Source organism: Arthrobacter glacialis (assembly GCF_002909445.1).
GTDB classification, from domain to species: domain Bacteria; phylum Actinomycetota; class Actinomycetes; order Actinomycetales; family Micrococcaceae; genus Specibacter; species Specibacter glacialis.
On sequence record NZ_PPXC01000004.1, the window covers coordinates 244,732 to 266,491 of the forward strand.

17 protein-coding genes are annotated in these 21,760 nt (G+C 60.1%); 5 read left to right on the forward strand and 12 right to left on the reverse strand.

The genetic code is table 11. The features are described 5' to 3' along the window. The first annotated feature begins 5 nt into the window (after positions 1-5). Positions 6-422: an ankyrin repeat domain-containing protein gene (locus tag CVS27_RS06730; protein ID WP_370739474.1), complete on the forward strand. Its 417-nt coding sequence runs from the start codon at positions 6-8 to the stop codon at positions 420-422. Positions 423-580: 158 nt separating this feature from the next. On the opposite strand, the gene CVS27_RS06735 is transcribed toward CVS27_RS06730, so the two are convergent. Together CVS27_RS06735 and CVS27_RS06740 are read right to left on the reverse strand one after the other, a co-directional pair. Continuing rightward, a complete protein-coding gene (locus CVS27_RS06735) occupies positions 581-2,047 on the reverse strand; it encodes a catalase (protein WP_103464962.1) in 1,467 nt (488 codons plus the stop codon). A 2-nt stretch (positions 2,048-2,049) separates the two neighbouring features. Beyond that, positions 2,050-2,517, reverse strand: a complete 468-nt coding sequence (locus CVS27_RS06740) for a Fur family transcriptional regulator (RefSeq protein WP_103464963.1) — start codon at positions 2,515-2,517, stop codon at positions 2,050-2,052. 150 nt (positions 2,518-2,667) lie between these two features. Between CVS27_RS06740 and CVS27_RS06745 the strand changes: the two genes are divergently transcribed. Then, positions 2,668-3,303 (forward strand): DUF2461 domain-containing protein, encoded by a 636-nt coding sequence (locus CVS27_RS06745; RefSeq protein ID WP_103464964.1) that lies wholly within the window; start codon positions 2,668-2,670, stop codon positions 3,301-3,303. A gap of 40 nt (positions 3,304-3,343) precedes the next feature. Here the strand turns inward: CVS27_RS06745 and CVS27_RS06750 are convergent, their stop codons facing one another. From CVS27_RS06750 to CVS27_RS06775, 6 genes are all read right to left on the reverse strand, one after another. Continuing rightward, on the reverse strand, positions 3,344-4,129 hold the full coding sequence (locus tag CVS27_RS06750) for an oxygenase MpaB family protein (RefSeq protein WP_165788264.1): 786 nt from the start codon (positions 4,127-4,129) through the stop codon (positions 3,344-3,346). 141 nt (positions 4,130-4,270) lie between these two features. Next, positions 4,271-5,779, reverse strand: coding sequence for an amino acid permease (locus CVS27_RS06755; protein WP_103464966.1), 1,509 nt, complete (start codon positions 5,777-5,779; stop codon positions 4,271-4,273). 130 nt (positions 5,780-5,909) lie between these two features. Beyond that, positions 5,910-7,604: a sigma-70 family RNA polymerase sigma factor gene (locus CVS27_RS06760; protein ID WP_165788265.1), complete on the reverse strand. Its 1,695-nt coding sequence runs from the start codon at positions 7,602-7,604 to the stop codon at positions 5,910-5,912. A gap of 235 nt (positions 7,605-7,839) precedes the next feature. After that, positions 7,840-9,663: a DUF7927 domain-containing protein gene (locus tag CVS27_RS06765; protein WP_165788266.1), complete on the reverse strand. Its 1,824-nt coding sequence runs from the start codon at positions 9,661-9,663 to the stop codon at positions 7,840-7,842. Between the two features lie 203 nt (positions 9,664-9,866). After that, on the reverse strand, positions 9,867-11,279 hold the full coding sequence (locus CVS27_RS06770; RefSeq protein ID WP_103464969.1) for an FAD-dependent oxidoreductase: 1,413 nt from the start codon (positions 11,277-11,279) through the stop codon (positions 9,867-9,869). A gap of 180 nt (positions 11,280-11,459) precedes the next feature. Continuing rightward, a complete protein-coding gene (locus CVS27_RS06775; RefSeq protein ID WP_103464970.1) occupies positions 11,460-12,650 on the reverse strand; it encodes a putative Ig domain-containing protein in 1,191 nt (396 codons plus the stop codon). A gap of 166 nt (positions 12,651-12,816) precedes the next feature. Between CVS27_RS06775 and CVS27_RS06780 the strand changes: the two genes are divergently transcribed. From CVS27_RS06780 to CVS27_RS06790, 3 genes are all read left to right on the forward strand, one after another. Then, positions 12,817-13,917 carry a hypothetical protein gene (locus CVS27_RS06780; RefSeq protein ID WP_165788267.1) on the forward strand — a complete coding sequence of 367 codons (1,101 nt, stop codon included), beginning with the start codon at positions 12,817-12,819 and terminating at the stop codon, positions 13,915-13,917. 114 nt (positions 13,918-14,031) lie between these two features. Beyond that, positions 14,032-14,976, forward strand: a complete 945-nt coding sequence (gene rarD / locus CVS27_RS06785; RefSeq protein ID WP_243400076.1) for an EamA family transporter RarD — start codon at positions 14,032-14,034, stop codon at positions 14,974-14,976. A 29-nt stretch (positions 14,977-15,005) separates the two neighbouring features. Continuing rightward, complete coding sequence (locus CVS27_RS06790) at positions 15,006-16,388, forward strand: FAD-dependent oxidoreductase (protein WP_103464973.1); 1,383 nt, start codon at positions 15,006-15,008, stop codon at positions 16,386-16,388. 142 nt (positions 16,389-16,530) lie between these two features. Here CVS27_RS06790 and CVS27_RS06795 read toward each other — a convergent pair whose 3' ends face one another. The 4 genes from CVS27_RS06795 to CVS27_RS06810 all read right to left on the reverse strand — a co-directional run bounded on the left by CVS27_RS06795 (position 16,531) and on the right by CVS27_RS06810 (position 21,745). Then, a complete protein-coding gene (locus CVS27_RS06795) occupies positions 16,531-17,352 on the reverse strand; it encodes a universal stress protein (RefSeq protein ID WP_103464974.1) in 822 nt (273 codons plus the stop codon). A 382-nt stretch (positions 17,353-17,734) separates the two neighbouring features. Further along, the gene (locus tag CVS27_RS06800; protein ID WP_133159203.1) at positions 17,735-18,685 is read right to left on the reverse strand and encodes a hypothetical protein; all 951 of its coding nucleotides are present in this window, start codon (positions 18,683-18,685) and stop codon (positions 17,735-17,737) included. Between the two features lie 219 nt (positions 18,686-18,904). Further along, positions 18,905-20,266, reverse strand: coding sequence for a 4-aminobutyrate--2-oxoglutarate transaminase (gabT, locus tag CVS27_RS06805; protein ID WP_103464976.1), 1,362 nt, complete (start codon positions 20,264-20,266; stop codon positions 18,905-18,907). A 48-nt stretch (positions 20,267-20,314) separates the two neighbouring features. Further along, positions 20,315-21,745, reverse strand: coding sequence for an aminobutyraldehyde dehydrogenase (locus tag CVS27_RS06810; protein WP_103464977.1), 1,431 nt, complete (start codon positions 21,743-21,745; stop codon positions 20,315-20,317). Positions 21,746-21,760 lie beyond the last annotated feature (15 nt).

Sequence of the window (21,760 nt, forward strand, 5' to 3'; positions counted from 1 at the left end):
GAGGGGTGAACCACGAACCAGCACCCAATGACCCCACCCCAACGGACGGCACCCTCGATGACGAGCAGGCTCAGCGCCTCGTAGCCTTGGCCATGGATCTTGCCCGCGCCGGCGAGACGGCCCAGCTCGCGGAATTCCTGGACCACGGATTCGTCCTTGACCAGACCGATGTTGCGGGCAACACTCTCTTGATGCTTGCCGCCTACAGCGGACAAGCCGAAACGGTAGCCATGTTGCTGGCCAGGGGCGCCAATCCAGATCTGCTCAACGGCCGCGAGCAGTCCCCCGTGGCCGGCGCGCTCTTCAAGGGCGAGGACGAGGTGGTTGCCCTGCTGATTGCCGCCGGGGCCGATCTCGACGCTGGAACCCCCACTGCGCGGGTCGCTGCCGCCATGTTTGGCCGAGAACATCTGCTCAGCTAACCCCGAAACGAGCGACGGCGTGCCAAACAGGTGGCGGCGTGTGAAATTTCATGCGCCCCCGCCCGTTTGGCACGCCCTCACCCGTTAACGTGCGACGGCGGCACTTGCTTTTCGCTGTGAAGCGATAGGCAAGTGCCGCCGTCGTATGTTTCCAAGGACTAAGCCTTGGACGCCTGGTGAGCTTCAATGGCCTTGCGGACGCCTGCACCGTAGGCCGGGTCAGCCTGGGTGCAGTTGAAGATGTGACGCTCAATGGTGGCCTGCGAGGCACCGTCGATGGCGCGGGCGGTGTTCTCGAAGAGCACCTGGCGCTGCTCTTCGGTCATCTTTTCGCGGAACAGGATGCCGGGCTGCTCAAAGTAGTTGGCATCATCTTCACGGAAGTTGAAGCGGTCGGCAAGGGCGCCAATGGCCTGTGCCGGATCGGCGTAGGCCGGCTGCTCCGGCCAGCGGCCGTAGGAGTTCGGCTCGATGCCGGGGGTGCGGCCCTGGTTGCCATCAACACGGCCTTGACCATCACGGTGGTAGGTGTTGACGTTGTTGCGCGGTGCGTTGACCGGGATCTGGTGGTGGTTCACGCCGAGGCGGTAACGGGCGGCATCGCCGTAGGAGAACAGGCGCGCCTGCAGCATGCGGTCCGGGGAGAAGCTGATGCCCGGCACCACGTTGGCTGGTGAGAAAGCTGCCTGCTCGACGTCGGCGAAGTAGTTCTCGGCGTTGCGGTTCAATTCCCACTCGCCAACCTCGATCAGCGGGTAGTCCTTCTTGGACCAGACCTTGGTGAGGTCGAAGGGGTGGTACTTGTACGTGTCAGCATCCGCCTCGGGCATGATCTGAACCATGAGCTTCCATTTCGGGAAGTCGCCGTTCTCGATCGCATCGAAGAGATCGCGCTGGCTGGACTCACGGTCAGCAGCAACCAGGGCGCCGGCCTCTTGGTCAGTCAGGTTCTTGATGCCCTGCTGGGTGATGTGGTGGAACTTGACCCAGAAACGCTCGCCCTCGGCATTGATGAGGCTGAAGGTGTGTGACCCGAAGCCGTGCATGTGGCGGTAGCCGTCAGGGATGCCACGGTCGGACATGACGATCGTGACCTGGTGCAGGGACTCGGGCAGGTTGGTCCAGAAGTCCCAGTTGTTCTCGGCGCTGCGCAGGTTGGTGCGGGGATCGCGCTTGACGGCGCGGTTGAGGTCGGGGAACTTCAAGCCATCACGGAAGAAGAACACGGGGGTGTTATTGCCCACCAGGTCCCAGTTGCCCTCTTCGGTGTAGAACTTCAAGGAGAATCCGCGAATGTCACGCTCGGCGTCGGCAGCGCCGCGTTCGCCAGCGACTGTGGAGAAGCGAGCAAACATTTCTGTCTGCTTGCCAACCTCGGAGAAAATGTTCGCCTTGGTGTACTTGGAGATGTCATTGGTGACAGTAAAGGTACCGAAGGCGCCGGAGCCCTTGGCGTGCATGCGGCGCTCGGGGATGACCTCGCGGCTAAAGTGGGCCAGCTTCTCCAGGAACCAAACGTCCTGCAGGAGCATGGGGCCGCGAGGACCAGCAGTGAGGCTGTCCTGGTTGTTGGCAACAGGGGAGCCTGCGGCGGTTGTCAGCGGGGAGGTGTTTTCGATAGTCATGTTTACTTATCGCTCCTAGTGGTAGTCAGATTTTGTTGATTCACAAGTCTTTTGGTTGTGCAGTCCCGGCAGCTGCCCCAGTAAATAACCTCGGCCTCATCGATGACGAATCCGTGGCTGTTGGAGGCGTGCAAACACGGCGCTTCACCCACGGCACAGTCCACGTCCGCAATGTTTCCGCAGGAGCGGCACACCACATGATGGTGGTTGTCCCCTACCCGCGTTTCAAAGCGGGCGGGGGAACCCGAAGGCTCAATGCGACGCACCAGGTCAGCCTCAACTAGTGCCGCCAACACGTCATACACGGCCTGCTTGGACACACTGCCCAGAACAACCCGAACGGCACCAATAATGGTGTCGGCATCGGCGTGTGGATGAGAATTGACTGCAGCTAGAACGGCAACGCGAGGGCGGGTAACGCGCAGGGATGCTGCCCGCAACATCTCCTCCAGCGCCCGTTCTTCAACCATGACCCCATCATGGCAGCTATTCTGGACTGAGTCCAATAAGTCTGGGTTAACGTTGGATTAATTCCCCCACAGCCTTTGTCTAAGCCGCACTTATGCACCGTTGCCGCATTCGCTCTGGCGCCGGATTCGCTGTGTCCATAGGCTCAGTCCATGAACACTTTCATAGGCATTCCAGCATCAGCCGTGGAGTTTTATGCAGCACTGGAAAGCAATAACAACAAGCTGTGGTGGCTGGAGCACAAAGACACGTACGACGCCGAGGTGCGGCTTCCGCTGCAAGCGCTGGCGGACACGCTGGAGGCCAGATTTGGTGCGGCCAAGCTGTTCCGGCCCTATCGAGACGTGCGGTTCGGCCCAGATAAAACACCCTATAAGACCGCCCAGGGAATGTTTCTATCCAACTATGAGGGCGTGGGCTTTTACCTGCAGCTCAGCGCCGACGGTCTACTCATAGGGGGCGGCTACCATTCCTTCGCTCCCGCCCAGCTTTCGAGATACCGAGCAGCAGTGGATGCAACAGTCAGCGGAAAAGTGTTGATGTCCATCCTCGCAGGGCTTTCGGAGTCCGGTTTCAGTATTGAGGGCCAAACTCTCAAGACTGTCCCCCGGGGCTTCCCCAAGGATCATGGGCGGGCCGAGCTGCTCAAACACAAAACTCTTAGTGCCTCCATGGCGCTAGGGATCCCCGATTGGCTTGAAAGTGAGGAAATGGCAGGGGAGATTACTGACCATTGGGAGCAGCTGCGCCCCCTGGTGGACTGGGTGGTCCGTTACGCAGCACCCTGACACCGGTGGTTGAGCCTGTCGAAACACGTTGGCAGGAGGGCTACTGTGCACCTCCGGGAATGCGCTTGAGGTAATAGTGCATGGGGGCGTGTCGAATCCACGCGGGAGTGATCCTCACCAAAACGGACGCAGTCTTGAACAGCGCGCGCAAGGTCCGATCCTTTCGTGTGGGCCACGTGAAGCCGTACATTTCGCGAACGGCGGGAGGGAGCAAGCCAACCGTTAGAAACCTGACCAGCGGCATCAACACCTTGACCCACAGCGGTGCATGCTTGGCGGCGAGCAATGTCTGGGCCACTGCACGAACAGTGCTGTCAACGCTGAGGAGGGCCAGTTGCCGCTCCCAATACACCTCAAAGTCAGCACATGATGGTGGCCAGAGTTCGGCGGGCATGCCCAGCGCAGTCCCCAGTACTCCATAGCCGGCGTAAACCGACTCGGCGTCTGTGGCGGAGAGCGCCGGGAACACAGCCTCATAGGTCTGCGCCGCTGATTTGTAGAGCGTGGCTGCCACCCACAATTGCTGCTCCGGATTGGATGCGTTGTAGGCCGGGACTGCGTCCGAGCCCGCATATTTCACTGGCTGATGTGCCCGTCGTACCCGAGACTGAACAGTGCGCCGCTGTGCGGGCGTGCCGTTGCTCAGGGCGTAGATGTAACTCAAGGTCCCGTGCAGGCGCCGAAGCGGATCATGTGAAAAATTGGAATGCCGGGCAACACCGTAGCCCACTGGCGGATTTGCCAGTTGCAACAGGATGGCACTGCCGGCCCCGGCAAGCAGTACCGATTCCGGGGCCACATCAGCCAAAGTCAACGATGCCTTCACGGTAAAACCTCCCTGTCCCTCATACATTCCAGCGTGGCATACCCTGGGGCGTTAAAGCAGCAGGGAGGGAGATTCAGCTTGCGCCAGCCTGCACGGCCAAGCGAAAATCCGCATCCCCCTCCCCATCAAGCGGAGGTCAACCTAGCCGAGGTTTGCCGGCACAGTCTGTGTAATGCCTGCCGCTTCTTCGCGGCGCAAACGGGAGTTCCAATGCCCGTAGCTGAAGTAAAAGACCAAGCCAATGGCTACCCAGACGGCGAAGAATACCCAGGTCAGCGTTGCCAGATTCAGCATCAAGTAAATGCACAGCACGGCTGAAAGAACTGGAATCACCGGTCCAAAGGGAACCCGGAATGCGGGTTTCAGGTCCGGGCGTTTGTGGCGAAGCACCAAAATGCCAATGCTCACCATAACGAAGGCACTGAGTGTGCCAATGTTTATCATTTCGCTCAACAGTTCAACCGGTGTGAACCCGGCCAGGATGGCAACAAAAACACCACTGAGTATCTGTGTGCGTGCCGGAGTCGCGTGGCGGTCAGAGGTCTTGCTCAGCCCGCGAGGCAGCAGGCCGTCGCGGCTCATGGCCATCATGACCCGGGCCAAGCCCATAAGCAGCACCATAATCACAGTGGTCAGGCCAATGAGGGAGCCCAACGAGATGATAACTACCGCCCATTCGGCACCTACCAGCGAGAACGCCGTAGACAGCGAAGGATCATCAACCTGGGCAAGGTCCTTGTAGGACACCATTCCAGTAACTGCCAAGGTGACAAGAATGTACAAAACAGTCACCACCGCCAGGCCGGCAAAGATTCCGCGGGGCAGGGTCTTGGAAGGGTTCTTGACTTCTTCTGCGCTGGTGGCCACCACATCAAAACCAATGAAGGCAAAGAACACTAGGGCTGCGCCGGAAACTATTCCAACAAAGCCATAGATGGCTGGATCGGCTCCCGTGAGCAGTGACAGGAACGGCTGAACCTGCCAGGAGCTGTCGGTGACAACTGCAGGCTGGGACGGCGGTACGAACGGCTGATAGTTCTCCGCCTTGACGTAGAAGAAACCCACCACAATCACAAACAGGACGATCCCAATTTTGATCAGGGTGAAGACGTTGTTGATGCGTGCAGCCAATTTGGTGCCCATAACAAGAATGAACGTGAAAACAGTCACTACAACCAGCGGCCCCCAAAACACGGTTACGGGACCCAACGCGAAGTTTGAGGGAATATCCAGGTTCACTGCCTCAAAGAAGTTGCTGAGGTAGATACCCCAGTACTTGGCAATCACTGAGGCCGCCATGAGCAGCTCAAGGATCAGGTTCCAGCCAATAATCCACGCCAGAAGCTCACCCACCGTGGCGTAGGTAAACACGTAGGCACTGCCGGTTACTGGAATTGCCGTAGCAAATTCCGCGTAGCACATGATGGCCAAGGCGCAGGTGATTGCCGCCAAAACAAAGGAAATGGTGACCGCTGGCCCGGCATGATGAGCCGCAGCTTTTGCGCCCACGGAGAAGATGCCTGCGCCTACGGCAACGGCAATTCCCATGATCATCAAGTCCCACGTGGTGAGGGTTCGTTTGAGGCCGTGGCCTGGTTCGTCGGCATCTGCGAGGGAATGCTCGATCGATTTAGTTCTGAACAAGTTCATGTAAGCCGCTTAATCTTCAGGTATTTTCAACTTATCCACAGTAGCGAGCACTATCAGATTAATCATTTTCACTGAATTTTGTCTCACATTCCGAGACTTTTTGCATGACATATTGTGTCATGTCACCGAGTCAGTTGGGAGAGGACAGGAGAAGGGTTGCGGTGAAATCGGCGGTGCCAAGCGCAGAACCAGAAATTTCCATCGGGTAGCCGCTCATGATGTTCATGGTGGGCAGCGTCAGATCGAAGCTTGCCGTGCCCTGCTGCCAATTGGCTGCCGTGCATACGGCCCGGCCCATCATCACGCTGGAGGCATCCACGCACTCCCAGTCTTCTGGCCCGGTGATACCTAGTGCCAGCTCCAACCAATACCTGGGCATCGTGAAGGACACGGTTGCGTTGCGGAGTTCTGCTTGGCTGGCATTGGACAAGCTCACCCGGACCATGGACGTGGGGAAACCCCAGCGCGAAATGGTTGCCGACGCCCCGATGCCACCACCCTCCGGCGTTGGCGTTGGTGAGGGGACGGCCGTGGTTGGCGCCGGCGTGGCACTGGGCTCCGGCGACGGGCTCGGCGTGGGAGCTGTCGGCATCGCACTCGGCGATGGTGAGGGCCCCGCAGTCGGGACCAACGTTGGCAGCCACGTGGATGACGGCAGCTGTGGCTGTGGCTGTGCACCATGATCCTCGGCGCGGCTGCCTTCCGGCTGCGGCAGCCCTGCAGCTTCACTCTCCGTGACCGACGGTGTGGGTTCAAGCGGCCGGACGCTTGGTGCGGCCGAGCGTTGAGGGATGCCTCCGAGCCTTGCCATCTCGTTGGACGAGGCACTAGGGACCGGAATGCTGCCAGAATCCGGCGTGGACTGCACCACGGCGGCACTGACCACAGCGGCGACGAGGAGCAGACCGCCGGCAGCTGCGGTGACAGCCAGGCCTACCGTGCCGAAGGCGCCTGTCGCAGCGCTGGCACCTTTGCTTCCAAAGGCAGCTGCCTTGCCCAGACCGAAAGCAACGCCGGAGCCGCTGATGGCATCTTTCCCAGCAACGCTGAAACCCACCAGGGCAGGGAAGATGACTGAACGCATGCCCCCGCCGACGTCGTTTAGGTGCAGCAAAGTTTCGGCACAGCGCAAACAGTCCTGCAGGTGGACGTCAACCTTGGCTGAACGCCTCCGCGTCAACCCTCCACGAGCATAGGCGCCCAAGTTTTCGGCGTAGTAGCTACAGCCTGCAGTGGCCGTCGAGACATGGTTTTGCAGGTAGGCCTGCTTCAGCCCCTCGCGGGCGCGCAGTGCAAGAGCCGCCACAGCATTGGCAGAGATGCCCATTATGGGCGCCATGTCCGCCGGGGTCATGCCGTCCACCTCCGAATACCAAAGCACTGCCTGCCATCGCTCGGGTAAATCCTTGAACGATTTGCCGACAACTTCCTTCTCGAAGGCCGTTACGGCCGGATCCTTGTGCGGCGATGCCCCCATGACGCTTTCAAGATCGTCCATGGGGACATTCTTTTCATCAGCGGCCCGTTTGGCCATGGCCAAACGACGCAGCGTTGTCAGCAGGTAGGCACGGAAGAAGACCGTGGGACCATGTCCGGATTGCACTGCCTGCAATACCTTGGCGAAGGCTTCCGAAACCAGATCAGAAACGTCGCTGGGATTGCGGGCGTATCCACGCGCCGTCGCCAAGGCGGAGCCAACGTGGCGTTCGTAGAGGCCGGCAAAGGCTTCGGTATTGCCGGACCGCACTTGAAGTATTGCCGCCTCATCACCGGTTGGCGTGATGCTGGTTCCGTCGCCTGGTTCATCGACGTTTTTCCGACTCAACGTGTCCCCCTCTTCGCTGAATGAGGCCTGCTCGCAGGAACGAATAGTCTACGTTCATGCGCTTCTTTTGCACTGTGAGTGCAAAAGAGGAAAATCATGACGCGAAAATTGATAACTTTCTGAACAATCTTTTTCTGCCCTTAATCGCCAGTGTCACGGGCAGGCCAACTGTGTACCAGTGGGCCTGCCCGCGACGGGCGAAATTACTTCTGTGATGCGTTTCCAACAGTTAGTCCTAGTGCGTGCGACGAACCCGTCGAAGCAGCAACAAGGTGACTCCGCCTGCCATCAGCAATCCGCCAAGAAGCAAAGGCATGGTTGCAGTGGCTCCGGTGTGCGCCAAGTCCTCGTTCACCACAGCTGCTGCCGTGGTAGACGCCGGAGCGCTGGCCGCTTCAGTTGTTGCGGCCGGTGAGGTCGACTCGGTGGCGGTTTCAGTTGCGGTTGCGCTCTGAGTCGGCGTAGCGCTTGGAGCAGCCGACGCGGTCGGTGTGGGTGTGGGCTTAGCCGTCTCGGTGGGCTTGGGCGTGACAATGTCGGTGGTGGTGCAAGGCTTCTCCACAGCACACTCAGCCGGTGGCACAGTTCCCGTTCCGGAGACTGAATTGGTCAGTGTTGCGCCGTAGGCATCGTCATTGACAAGTGCTTGGTAGCTCAGGATTGCTGTCTCTCCCGTAGCCAGGCTGAAGGGCCCGGCGGTGAGGACGTTGGCCAGCGGGTCAGTCACGTCACTCGGGGCGCCAGCGGCCACTGTGAGCTTTGCCGAACCGGCAACAAAGGAGGCAGCGACCAAGACTCCGGCGAGGTCATCACGGAATGTGATGCCGTCAACTGTGCGCTCACCGGTGTTGCGGGCTTCAACCGTGTAATTGATGGTGTCACCCGGGCTGACCGTTCCCGTGGCATCGGAAGTCTTGGCCATGGTCCACGCCATCACGGGAGCCTTGTTGGTCACTGTGCAGGATGTGACGGTCCCGGCCACAGCGGTAACCTCAAAACCCACGTTTCCGGCGTCGCCAGTATTGGTCACTGCCAGTGGCGCACCGTCACGGGTGCACACGGCGTTGTAGCCGCCGTTTTGCACAACCGTGTAGCCCGGCTGTTGCCGTTCCTTAATAGTCACAGTGACAGGTTCTTTGGCCTGGAAGTCCAAGGCCATGCCCGCCTGCCCATTGGCGCCGGTGGTCACCACCGAGGCTGCGGCGTTAGAAGGTGTTGCATCAAATGTCCAGCCCTCACCAGGTGTGGTGACCGAAGAGTCGAAGGCCTCAACAGCCTTGTTGATGTTCAAAGTACCCGTGCAACCGGCCGTAGCAATGTCCTTCAGGATTTTCGCCAACTCGTCGTAGTTGGTGGTGAAGAAGTCGGAGCCTGCCTCGGGACCTGAAATTTTGGCCAGACGTGCGGCGTCCGCACCCTTAACACCCACGCCAATCATCCGGGTGCCGGCATCCTTGAGCCGGTTGGCCTCCGGGATGGCAGCATTTAGCGACGAAGTCACGTTGGTGTCATCTGATTGGCCAGTTCCGCCGTTGCCGCTGGTTTGGCTGTCACCGTTCTTCAGCGGTGTGGAGCCAAAGAACGTGGGGAGTCCATCAGTAAAGAAGATCACTCCGTCGTAGGCGTTCACGGGGACAACCGCCAGCGCTTGCTGCCAGTTGGTTCCGCCGAGCATTTCATTGGAACTGCCAGGACGAATGATTCCATTAATCGAGCCGGTCACCGCTGCGGTACCCTGGCTGCTTGCCACCGAAGTCGGGGCCAGTTCCTGCTTGGCGAAAGTTCCAAAGCTGTAGACGCCCATGGTGGTCCCGGTGCCTTGGAGCGCGGCAACTGCTTGGGTGCTAGCTGTTTTGACCGTCTTGACGTCGCTGTCACTCATGGAGTTGGACATGTCAAAGACCATGGCCAAATTCAGGCCACATTCTTGCGGGAGTTGGGGATTTAGGGACACGCTGGGTTCCGCCGCTGCGACAAAGCCTGCATCAGCCGGCGCAGTGCTGGCCAACGCGGGCAAAGCGCTTGCCACCATGGTTCCGGCCACTGCAATGGCAGCCACTGCACCGGCGACTTTGTGCCCCCGCCAAAGGTTTTTTCTCATCATGTGTAGCAATCAACTTTCACCTTGATGCCAACCGGGAATTCGGCTGATCACTAAGTGAGAGGTGATTCGCCACGGTTTATGACGAGAAAATCCACCAAAGGTGAACTAGTTCACCTTTGGTGGATTTTCAGGCACTTCGGAATTGTTGGGGCTTCTGCCTACCTGGAGAGGTCCACCATCTGCTGGCGGTCAACAACTTTTACGCGCTCACGAGTCACGTCAATTCCTGGCTCCGGCACATAGTTGGCACCCAATTCCTTCTCATGGGCGTCAAGCTTGTTCCAGCCCTCCCAGGTGGTGTAGTCCACGCCGCGGGATTCCAGCAACTGCACAATCGCATCCTCGCCGGGCCGCGGCGCTTCGGGCAAAGTCAGCCGGTCCTCCAGAAGGCAGCCAATCGTTTCCAGCGCGTCACCCTTGGTGCTGCCAATCAGGCCAACCGGACCGCGCTTGATCCACCCTGTCGCATACAGGCCCGGCACCTGGGTACCGCTGGAGTCCACCACGCGTCCGCCGTCGTTGGGGACAACGCCCCTGCGAGCATCAAAATCCACCTCGGGCAGCTCTGAGCCGAGGTAGCCCACAGCCCGGTAGACGGCCTGCACCTGGTAGTCCACCAATTCGCCGGTGCCGCGGACGTTGCCCGTTCCATCAAGCTCGTTGCGCTCAAAACGAATCCCTGAAACGTGCCCATCAGTGCCCATGATCTCCACGGGCGTGTGCAGGAAATGCAAGTGCAGACGGCGCGACGCCGGAACCCGGGTTTCGTCGTGATCTTCCGCCAGCCAGTTGGTCAAAGTGTTGACCATGATCTTGACCTGGTTGTTGCTCTTAATGGCGACGTCCGATGCCTCATCAAAGTCAAAGTCCTCTTCGTAGAGCACAATGTCCACGTCGCGGGAGTGGCTGAGCTCGCGCAGTTCAAGCGGGGTGAACTTCACCTGCGCGGGTCCGCGGCGGCCGAAAATGTGAACATCCGTCACGGGCGATTCCTTCAGCCCCGCGTAGACGTTGTCAGGAATTTCGGTGACCAGCATGTCTTCGGCGTGTTTGGACAGCACCCGGGCCACATCCAGTGCCACGTTTCCGTTGCCAATGACGGCAATTTCCTTGGCCTTCAGCGGCCACTCGCGCGGCACATCGGGGTGGCCGTCGTACCAGGACACAAAATCGGCGCCCCCATAGGAGCCTTCAAGGTCGATGCCAGGAATATCCAGGACTGCGTCCTTGGTGGCACCTGTGGCGAAGATGACCGCGTCATAGCACGAACGCAGATCGCTCAAGTGCACATCCCTGCCGTATGTGACGTTTCCAAAGAAACGGATGTCGCCCCTGTCCAGGACCTTGTGCAGGGCGTTCACGATGCCCTTGATCCGAGGGTGGTCCGGGGCCACGCCGTAGCGGATCAGGCCGTAGGGTGCCGGCTGCGATTCAAAGATGTCGATGCTGACGTGAACATCGCCGCCAGCGACTTCCTGAGACTTGGTCAAGATATCTGCCGCATAAACGCCCGCCGGGCCTGAGCCAATGATGGCGACGCGGAATGGGCGGGTGGCGCTCGAATTAGCCAAGAAACAAGTCCTTCCGAACTGTGAATCGCAACATTCACGGATGTGAAAGCTGCGCACGGAAGCGCGAATTAAGCGCCGCTTTCACAGTCTAATTGCCAAGCTACAGGACCGGTAAGGGCCGCCGAATGAAAGTGACTAAACCCTCACCGGCTGAGCAGGCCGGCTTTTTCGGTACCAGCGCTAGCTGTGGCGTGCCCTGCGCCGCCTGATTGCGCCGGTGACCACCAGACCAGCGGCAAGGATCAGGGACCCCGCAGCTGCTGTAGCCAGGACAGTGGAACCGGTCACGGGTAGCTGGCCCGTGCCAGCGCCTGTTCCTGCAGTTATTGCAGCGGAGACCGGAGCGGTCCCGGCCGGGGCTGAGGCGGCCGGGGCGCTTTCTACCGGCGCTGTGGTGCTCTGTGTAGTGGGTGGCTGAGTTGTTTCGGCGGCAATTGTGGGGGCGGATGAGGTTGCTGCCGGCGTTGTCACAGTTAGTGATGGTGTGACGGGAGTCGTCGCCGGGGTGGTCCCCGCCGCGGTGGTGGTGGGAACGGTGGTGGCGGGCACGGTGGTGGCCGGAGCCGTAGTTACGGCAGGCGTAGTGGGGAGAACTTCGGCAGCCACTGTGAGGGGCATTGTTTTGCTCGCCGTCAGTGGCGTGGCTGAGGAATCTGTCACGGTAATCATCGGAGTAAATGAACCGCTCTCCGAGGGCGTTCCACTGATGGCGCCCGTGAGGGCGTCGATGACCAGCCCATTCGGAAACCCAGTGCTGGAGTACTTGTACGGCGGCGTTCCATTGATGCTCGCTACTTTGGCTGCGTAACTTTCGCCCTGGGATGCGTCCACCAAGTCGCCAGCAAGCAGCATCAATGGCTGGCCCTCGATGCTCACGGTGCCATTGCTGGTCAAGGAAACTGACGCGTCCACTGCCGTCGTTGCGTCAGCAAATAGCACCAGAGACCAGGTGTGGGCATCCGTTGCATCCTGCGAGGCTGGGGCACTCCAGTGGATTGAAGCGCTGTCACCGGCGCCTGCACCCACGGTGCGCTTGAGGCAGTGCGCCACTGTATTGGCGGGTGTGAATGAACCGTCGTACAGTGCCGCCACCACTTCCCCATTCTCAGCCGTCAATGCAGCACTAAAGCTTCCGGAGCCGGATGTGGTGGTGCGGAATGTGACCACGCTGTAGCTGCGGGGAAGCCCGCTGGGATAGCAGCCTGAATTCGCCAAGGGTTGGTTGACCTGGGGGCTCGCCACGATGCGCACAGCAACATCAGCAGACACGGTGGCTTGGGCATTCCCGGCCACCATCACACTCCCAGCTACCGTCAAAAATGCCACGGCACAAGCGGCCAGAACAGACTTAGCTCCACGCCACTGCCTCATTGATTACTCCCTTGAAAGAATCTTGTGGCCGCGAGTTGGGGTTGCACCCGCACGCCTGTCTCGTCACATTTCATGCAGTTGTGCCTGACTATGATCACTAATGTGTATCCTGAGTCACATTAGATCAGTTGCACCGTGAATGATTGATTGTTACAGGAGATCCCACATGGCACGTCAAACCTCCAGCACTTCCTCTTCACTGGGGCGCCGCCGCCTTCTGGCTGGTGCCGGTGTTGCCGGGTTGGGTGCCTTGGCCGGGGTGGCCCTCTCTCCCGCTGCGCAGGCTGCCACTGGGGAGACGGCACTGCCCGTGTTGAGCCCGGGCGATGACTGGGCGGCTGTCCTGGCCACGACGCCGCAGGTCCAACTCGTTGCAGGGGCCGCCTACACTTTGACCGCTACGGTCAACTTGCCCAACAACACCCTGATTGAGGGCAACGGCGCCATCATTACGGTGGCAGCGGAGAACATGGCTGCCTTCACGGCAACATCCAAGGTGGGCATCACCATCCGCGGACTGACGCTTCAGGGCCGCACCCAGGATCCGCTGAACCAGCCGGCAAACTTCGCCCACACAGCCATCAAGCTGACCCGCTGCACAAGCTTCCGCATCACTGATTGCGACTTTAACTTCTGGCTTGGTGCCGGCGTAGTTGTCACCGGTTCCACCGCTGACGACTACTTCGCCTACCGCGGTCACATCCAGGGCAACAATTTTGTCCGGTGCTACTTTGGCGTTTCCTTCACTGATCGCGCCGAATACTGCTCGCTGAGCGAGAACATCTTCACGGCAAACCGCTTGGCCATTTGGAACAGCTCCGGCAACCTGACTGTCTCCTCAAACGTTGTGGTCAACTGCTACGGCGCCTACTACGCATATGCAAAAACCAGCCCCTACGGAGCTCAAACCTCGGACAACTGGAACCACGGCGCAGTCTCGGGCAACACCTTTAACCACAGCAACGGCAGCGGCGGCCCGCGTTGGACCAGCAACGCAGCATTCCCCATCGGTGGAACCGGCACTGATCCAGGAGCAGATGTTGTGGTTGATGGCCTGCTGCCCCCCACCTTCACCGGCAACACCTTGTGGTACACAAATATCAAGGCAAACAACCACGGCGCAAACCAGTGGTTGCTGACCGGCTGCGCGCTCTCCAATCTCTCCATCACAGCCACCGGAACGAATCCCATCAAGATTTTGGGCTTCCAATCCAATGGGGCCAACAATGCTCCCGTGCTGAGCGGCAACGTTCAGCACGTGTTCTAGACACCTCACAGCGGCCCTTGCCGTCCACTCGATTCGAAGTGGACATGGATTTTATGGGGCATCGGTGTTGTTATGGGGATTGTGAGTGTTAAAGAACCCCAAATCAACAATTCTGTGAAGAATCGACTGAAGTCCGGCAAGCCTGTCCGCTCGGAAGCGGCAACAGGCGTCCTTTATGGCGTGGGGGCCTATGGGCTGTGGGGTTTGCTGCCCATCTATTTCTTGCTGCTCATGCCTGCCAACAGCATCGAGATCGTGGCAAACCGCGTGGTTTGGTCACTGTTCTTTTGCGCCATTGTCATCACCGTCAGCCGTGGCTGGGGAAAAGTACGTGTGGCCCTCAAAAACCGCCGCATCATGGGAACCTTGACGGTTGCAGGCTTCCTGATAGTCATCAATTGGCTGACCTATGTGTTCGCCGTGACCACGGGCAGCGCCATTGAGGCATCCCTGGGCTACTTCATCAACCCGCTGGTATCAGTCCTGATTGGCGTTTTGGTTCTCAAGGAGAAGCTTCGACCTCTGCAATGGGCGGCTGTGGGGGTGGGCTTCATAGCCGTTGTGGTGCTTACCTTCAGCTACGGCAAACTCCCCTGGATTGCCCTGGTTCTTGCCTTCAGCTTTGGCAGCTACGGATTTGTGAAGAACCGCATGGGTGGCAAGGTTGATGCCATCACCAGCCTGAGCATCGAAACGGCAGTACTTGCTCCCTTCGCCGTAGCCACCATGGTGGTACTGACAGTTCTGGGGCAAGCCACCTTGACAGGGTTCGGCACGGGCCATTTCTGGCTGCTCGCCGCCTCCGGCATCATCACCGCTGTGCCGTTGCTGCTGTTTGGCGCATCAGCGAGCAGGTTGTCCATGACGGGCATTGGCCTGCTGCAGTTCATGACGCCGGTCATCCAGTTCATTGTTGCCCTGACGCTCTTTGGCGAACACATGAGCTTTGAGCGGTGGATAGGTTTTTCCATTGTCTGGGTTGCCCTGATCATCCTGGTGGTGGATATGCTTGCCGCCTACCGCCGCACGTCCCGGATGCGGAAGTTCGCCGCACTTTAGCATTGGCATACGCCAAGTAAGGACCACACATGGCCGTTCAAGAGTTTGACCTTCTTGTCTTAGGTGGAGGCAAAGCCGGCAAATCGCTGGCCATGGATTGGGCAGCGGCTGGGCAGCGCGTCGCCATGGTGGAGCGTGGCATGATTGGCGGCACGTGCATCAATGTGGCGTGCATCCCCACAAAGACCCTTGTCAATAGTGCTCGGCTTCTGCAAGTCACACGGCGTGCTGCCGAGTTCGGCATAGCGGGCGCCGACTCCCCCACCGTCGACATTGAGCTGCTGCGGGCCCGAAAAGAGGACGTAGTGGGCACCATGGTGGCCGGGCAGCGGAAGTCATTCCTGACATCAGGCATGGTTCTGGTTCTCGGTCAGGCTCGCTTCATTGCACCGCGGACTGTGGAAGTCATGGACAGCGACGGCACCCTCCGTACATTGCGAGGCACCAACGTGGTGGTCAATACCGGCATGGTGCCGTTGGTGCCAGACATCCCGGGGCTGCGCGCGGCTCAGCCACTGACCAGCACCACCATCTTGGAGCTGGCTGAACTGCCTGCCAGCATCATCATTGTCGGTGGTGGCTACATAGGGTGCGAGTTTGCCTCGATGCTCGCCATCATGGGCGTGCAGGTGACGTTGCTGCAGCGCGGGCGCTCCTTGTTGCCACGTGAGGACCCGGATGTTGCTGCCGCCGTATCAACGGCTCTTGAAGCCAGTGGCATTGCCGTAAGGCTGGCGGTCGAGACCGTTGCCGTGTCCCGCGTAGGTGGAGTAGTCAGTGCGGAACTCAGCGACGGCAGCAACGTGACCGCTGCGGAAATACTGGTTGCGGTTGGCCGCACCCCCGTCACATCGGAGTTGGGATTGGACGCAGCTGGCGTCCAAGTGACGGATCACGAATTTGTGCAAGTTGATGAGTACTTGCGGACCACCGCAGAGGGCGTGTGGGCAGCCGGCGATGTGGCCGGGTCGCCGCAATTCACTCATGCATCTTGGAATGACTACAGGATCTTGAAAACGAATCTGTCCGGAGGCAGCTGGAGCACGCGCGGACGATTGGTTCCTTACTGCGTTTTCACCACTCCTGAGCTGGGCCGGCTTGGCCTGTCCGAAAATGAAGCCCGGGCTGCAGGTCGCAACATCCGCATCGCGACCATGCCGGTTTCCGCCATCCCCCGTGCCCGCACCGTGGGCGCGCTCGACGGCGTGTGGAAGGCAGTTGTGGAGCGTGGCACCGACCAGATCTTGGGCGTTTCCCTCTTGGGGCACGATTCCAGCGAAGTGATAGCAGTGGTGCAAATGGCCATGCTCGGCAAGCTTCCCTACCAGCAACTGCGCGACGCCGTTATAGCCCACCCCACCATGGCCGAAGGCCTGCAACTGCTCTTCAGCGACGCCTTCCTGGAACAGTAACCCGGCCCCAACCGGCCAGCCCGGCGCAGCGGGATGGGGCTGGCGGCGTGGTGGGCGTCGCCGCGGACGCACCGACGAAGTCGTGTGTGGCGCGGTGCGGGCACCAGCCCCATCCCCCGGAGCCGGGCCCCGCCCGTTGCAGTTAGATGCCCTGCACCTGGAAGTCCCGGGGAACCACCACCATGGGCACCGGCAGCGAGCGCAGAATCTTATTAGCTGTGGAGCCGATGAAGATCTTTCGGTTCTCGGCCAGCCGGCTGGAACCAACAATGACCAGTTCCCCGGACTTCCAGCCGATGCCGTCCACGGCCTCTTCAATGTTGCGACCATGGGCAAGGGTGACGCTCACCTTGTTGTGCGGCAATCTGGCAGCAGCCTTGGCCAGTACGGTGTTTACATGCTGGCGGGCTGGGCTGAGGGCGTTGTTCAAGTCAAAGTCTGACTGCTCCAATTGGTCGATCTCCACCACCGAAACTAACCGCAGCGGCACGTTTCGCCGCCCGGCCGCGGTGATGCCGACGTCGAGCACCGCCTGCCAGCCTTCACGCATTCCTGTCATAACCGTCAGGCGGGTGAGCGGGTCCCTGCGGTTGTACCCGCGCGGGGCCAACGCCACTGGGACGGGGGACGCGTGCAGCAGCCCGTTCGCCACCGAACCCAGTGTGAACCGCTTGAACACGCCGTTGCTGGCGGCACCCACCACGATGAGCGCGGCGTCATCTTCTGTGGCCGCGTCGATGAGGCCGTGGACAAACGACTCGGAGGCACGGGACGAGAAGGTGGCAGCGACGTCAGCGGGCACCATGGCCAGCGCACGTTTTCCAATGTCCGGGTCAGCCGCTTTACCCCCATTCGTCACGTTGACCAGGTGAAGTTCCGCCCCTTGAGTGCGCGCAATGACCCCTGCGAGAGCAACGGCATCAGCGCCGCGCTCATCGGGGCGGTATCCGACAACATATTTCATGAATTCGACCCTTCGGCAGGCCCCGTGAACGCAGCTGGATATCGCGCACGCCGGGGCGTTCGTAGCACTGACTGTACAGCTGCCGGGCCATCACCGAAAGCTCTTTTTTTGCTAAGGGCACCCAGGAGAGGGACTTGCCCTTTGAGCGCAGGGCGCGAAGCCAAGGCACTTTGGGTATGGCCCTGCATCTGTGGGGACAGCGCTGCTTTGCCACTCAGATGAACGGGAAGGAAACTTACGCTGCGTCGGTGGCGGCCAAAGATCGAAGCAGCGGGTAGCATTGACGAAGAAGCCCCACCGGGTCGTCCCCCAATAGACCCGGTGGGGCTTCCTCCATGCCCGGACCCTGAGGTGGCGCGCATCAGCAGGCATCCAGGAAGTCTTAGATGGTCCCCGCCAGGGGTTCAGGCAAGTTGTTGGCCGGGTGCTGTGAGCTTACGCGAATGAGCACACCCCACAGCAGTGTCCCTGCGCCCACCAAGGTCAGAGGCGCTGCCAAAGCAACAATTTTCTGCGGCCATGGGATGTCTTGGAACATGCCGTCACTGACTGATTGGGTACCCAACGCCAGTGGAAACATCAGCTGGGCAAACAAGACAAAGGCAGCACAGGCCAGCAGGCTGACACCTGCAACCATGGCGGCCTTGGCTGAGGACGCCAGGCCACCCGATGTGCCGGTGGGACGAACCACCACCAAGACGACCAGTACGCTCAAACCGAACACTGCCAAGATTGGCATCGCCTGGTTGAGAATGTTTACCCAGGGGATTGGCCAGTCCCGAAATGATGAGCCGCTCAAGGCTTCCATGGTGAATGGAAAGAAGTTGTGATAGAAAACCGCCAACACCGCCGACACCAAGGCACCGATGCCTATGGCTGCCATGCCGGCCCGCATGGCTTTGGCGTAGGACGGATGCTGGCGGGATCCCAAGAACAGCATGAACACCACAAGTGCGGCCCCTGCCACAATGAGCGGCACCCCCAGGTCGAGGATGAGCCAGCCCCAAGGGGTCACGGACATGCCAAGAAAATCTTCCGGTTTCGCAGTTCTTGAAGCCGGAATCACGGTGCTCGCGTTGAGGACAAAGATCCCGGCAGCAATGCTCAGCAAGGCAGCAGAAATACCAACAACCCATGTACGGCTGGTCCATGGGTCATTGCTCGGTTTGGATTCGGGCACCTCCAGACCATCGAGGTGCTGCTCGTCTGCGACCAGAGTAGCTGTTCCAGTGGCCGGGACTGAATCTAGCGGCGCACTTTTCTGCACCGGCAAGCCATCACCACCGGGCTGGAACATTGCCGGATATCGATCGTCAAAACCCATGTTGCCCATGCCCGTGCCCACCCCAATGCGCCGTGCTTGTTAGAGACTATTCCTCCAAGAATACCCAGCCCCAGTCATCGAGTTTCTTTGTGACAACAAGGCGGCACCCCGGGTTGGCCAAGAGCCCAACCGGGGTGCCGCCGTCGTCCCCCACGCCTGTCCACCTGCTGGCACGCCTGCTGGCACGCCTGCAGCGGGACCCTCGGGCGTGTGGGCCCGTCATTTTGTCTAGACTGCTGCGCGGATCGCGTCGCCGAGGACGTCCAGGCCGTCGTTCAGAAGCTCGTCGCTGATAACCAGCGGGGGCAGCAGGCGGATAACGTTTCCGTAGGTGCCGCAGGTCAGGATGACTACGCCTGCCTGCAGGCAGGCTCCTGCAATGGCCTTGGCTGCTTCGGCGTTGACCTCCTTGGTGGTGGCGGCCGTGCCGGGCTTGACCAATTCGATCGCCATCATGGCGCCGCGGCCACGGATTTCGCCAATGATGTTGGCGGCACCCATTTCCTCAACGAGGGCCGCGAAACGGTCGGTGACGATCTTTTCAATATTGGCGGCGCGGCCGTTGAGGTCGTGCTCCTTCATGGTCTTAATGGCTGCCAGTGCTGCGGCGCAGGCGATCGGGTTGCCACCGTAGGTGCCGCCCAGGCCGCCGGGGTGAACGGCGTCCATGAGGTCGGCGCGGCCCGTGATGGCGCTCAGCGGCAAACCGCCACCGATGCCCTTGGCCATGGTGATGATGTCGGGAACAACACCCTCGTGCTCGGAGGCGAACCAGGCACCGGTGCGGCAGAATCCCGACTGGACTTCGTCGGCGATGAAGACAACGCCGTTTTCCTTGGCCCACGCGGCCAGGGTGGGCAGGAAGCCCTCGGCCGGGACAATGAAGCCGCCCTCGCCCTGGATCGGTTCGATCACGATGGCGGCAACGGAGCTGGCCCCGATCTGCTTTTCAATCATGGTGATGGCGCGGCGTGCGGCTTCCTCGCCCTTGATGTCGGCTTCTTCGCGGAAGGGGTAGCTCATGGGCACACGGTAGATTTCCGGTGCGAACGGGCCAAAGTTGGTCTTGTACGGCATGGCTTTGGCTGTCAGCGCCATGGTCAGGTTGGTGCGGCCGTGGTAGGCGTGGTCGAAGGCGACGATGGCGTCACGGCCGGTGGCCAGACGTGCAACTTTGACCGCGTTTTCAACGGCTTCGGCGCCGGAGTTGAAGAGGACGGTGCGCTTCTCGTGGGTGCCCGGGGTGAGTGCATTGAGCTCTTCAGCAACGGCCACATAGCCTTCGTAGGGGGTGACCATGAAACAGGTGTGGGTGAAGTGCCCAACCTGCTCGCGGACTGCGTCCACCACATTGGCATCGGATGCACCAACGCTGGTGACCGCGATCCCTGAGCCCAGGTCGATGAAAGAGTTGCCGTCAACATCTTTGATGATGCCGCCGTCGGCATCTGCAACGTAGACGGGAACGCCTGAGGCCACACCGGCTGCAACTACAGCCTTGCGGCGGGTCTCGAGCGCCACGGACTTCGGACCGGGGAACGCACCAAGAATCTGGCGCTTCTGCTCAAGACGGAACTGGATTTCAGACATGAAAATACCTTTCAAAAGGAGGTGCTAAGAATGTGTTGTGGGGGCGGACTACGCGTCCAGGTTGCTCATGACGTGCTTGATTCGGGTGTAGTCCTCCACGCCGTACATGGACAGGTCCTTGCCGTAGCCGGACTGCTTGAACCCGCCGTGCGGCATTTCGGCGGTGAGCATGATGTGGGTGTTGATCCAGACGGCACCAAAGTCCAGGTCGCGGGAGACACGCATGGCCACACCGTGGTTGGAGGTCCACACGCTGGAAGCCAAGGCGAACTCGACGTCGTTGGCCATTTCCACGGCCTCTTCCTCAGTCTTGAACGTCTGGACCGTGATGACAGGACCAAAGGTTTCCTGCTGCACAATGTCGTCAGTCTGCTTCACACCGTCAACAACTGTTGCTTCGAAGAAGAAGCCCTTGTCACCTGCGCGCTTGCCGCCGGTGACCACTGTTGCGTAGTCCGGGATGTTCGCAACTACTTCGCTGACTGCGTTGAAATGGTTGATGTTGTTCAACGGCCCAAAATAGTTCAGGGAGTCGTCCGAGTGGCCTGTTTCCAAACCCTTGGTGGCTGTGGCCAAGGCGGCGACAAACTCGTCGTGGGCTGATTCCTCAACGAGCACGCGGGTGATGGCCGTGCAGTCTTGGCCGGCGTTGAAAAAGGAGAACTCGGCAATGGACTGGGCTGTCTTGCCCAGGTTTGCATCGGCGAAGACGACGGCGGGCGCCTTGCCTCCCAGCTCCAGGTGAGCGCGTTTGAGTCCCTTGGCAGCACCCGTGGCAACGGCGATGCCTGCTCGAACGGAGCCGGTGATGGAGACCATGGCCGGGATCTTGTGGTCAACCATGGCCGCGCCGGTGGCACCGTTGCCCAGAACAAAATTCAGCACGCCTGCCGGAACAATGTCCTTGGCGATGTCGGCAAACACCATGGTGCTTTCCGGGGTGGTGTCGCTGGGCTTGAGAACAACCGTGTTGCCTGCGGCCAGGGCCGGGCCGATCTTCCAGATCAGCATCAGGAACGGGTAGTTCCATGGGGTGACTTGGGCTATGACGCCTACGGGTTCGCGGCGCACATAGGAGGTCATGTTTTCCATGTACTCCCCTGCAGAGCGGCCTTCGAGCAGGCGTGCTGCGCCGGCAAAGAAACGCAGCTGGTCCGCTCCTGCCCCTACTTCTTCGGCGGCAATCATGGCCTTGACCTGGCCGGTGTTGCGGTGCTGTGCTTCCACAATCTCGTCACTGCGGGCCTCGATGGCATCTGCAAGTGCTAGCAGCACGGTTTGGCGCTGACCGGGAGTTGCATGCTTCCACGTTTTGAAGGCTGTGGCGGCTGCGCTCATGGCGGCGTCCACATCGGTTTGGGAAGAGATGGGTGCCTTGGCAACAACCTCACCGTTGGTGGGATTGACGATGTCCAAGGATTCCTCGCCGGAAACCGGGACAAATGCGCCGTTGATGAAGTTCTGCAAGGTCTGGACCACAGTGTTCTTACCTCT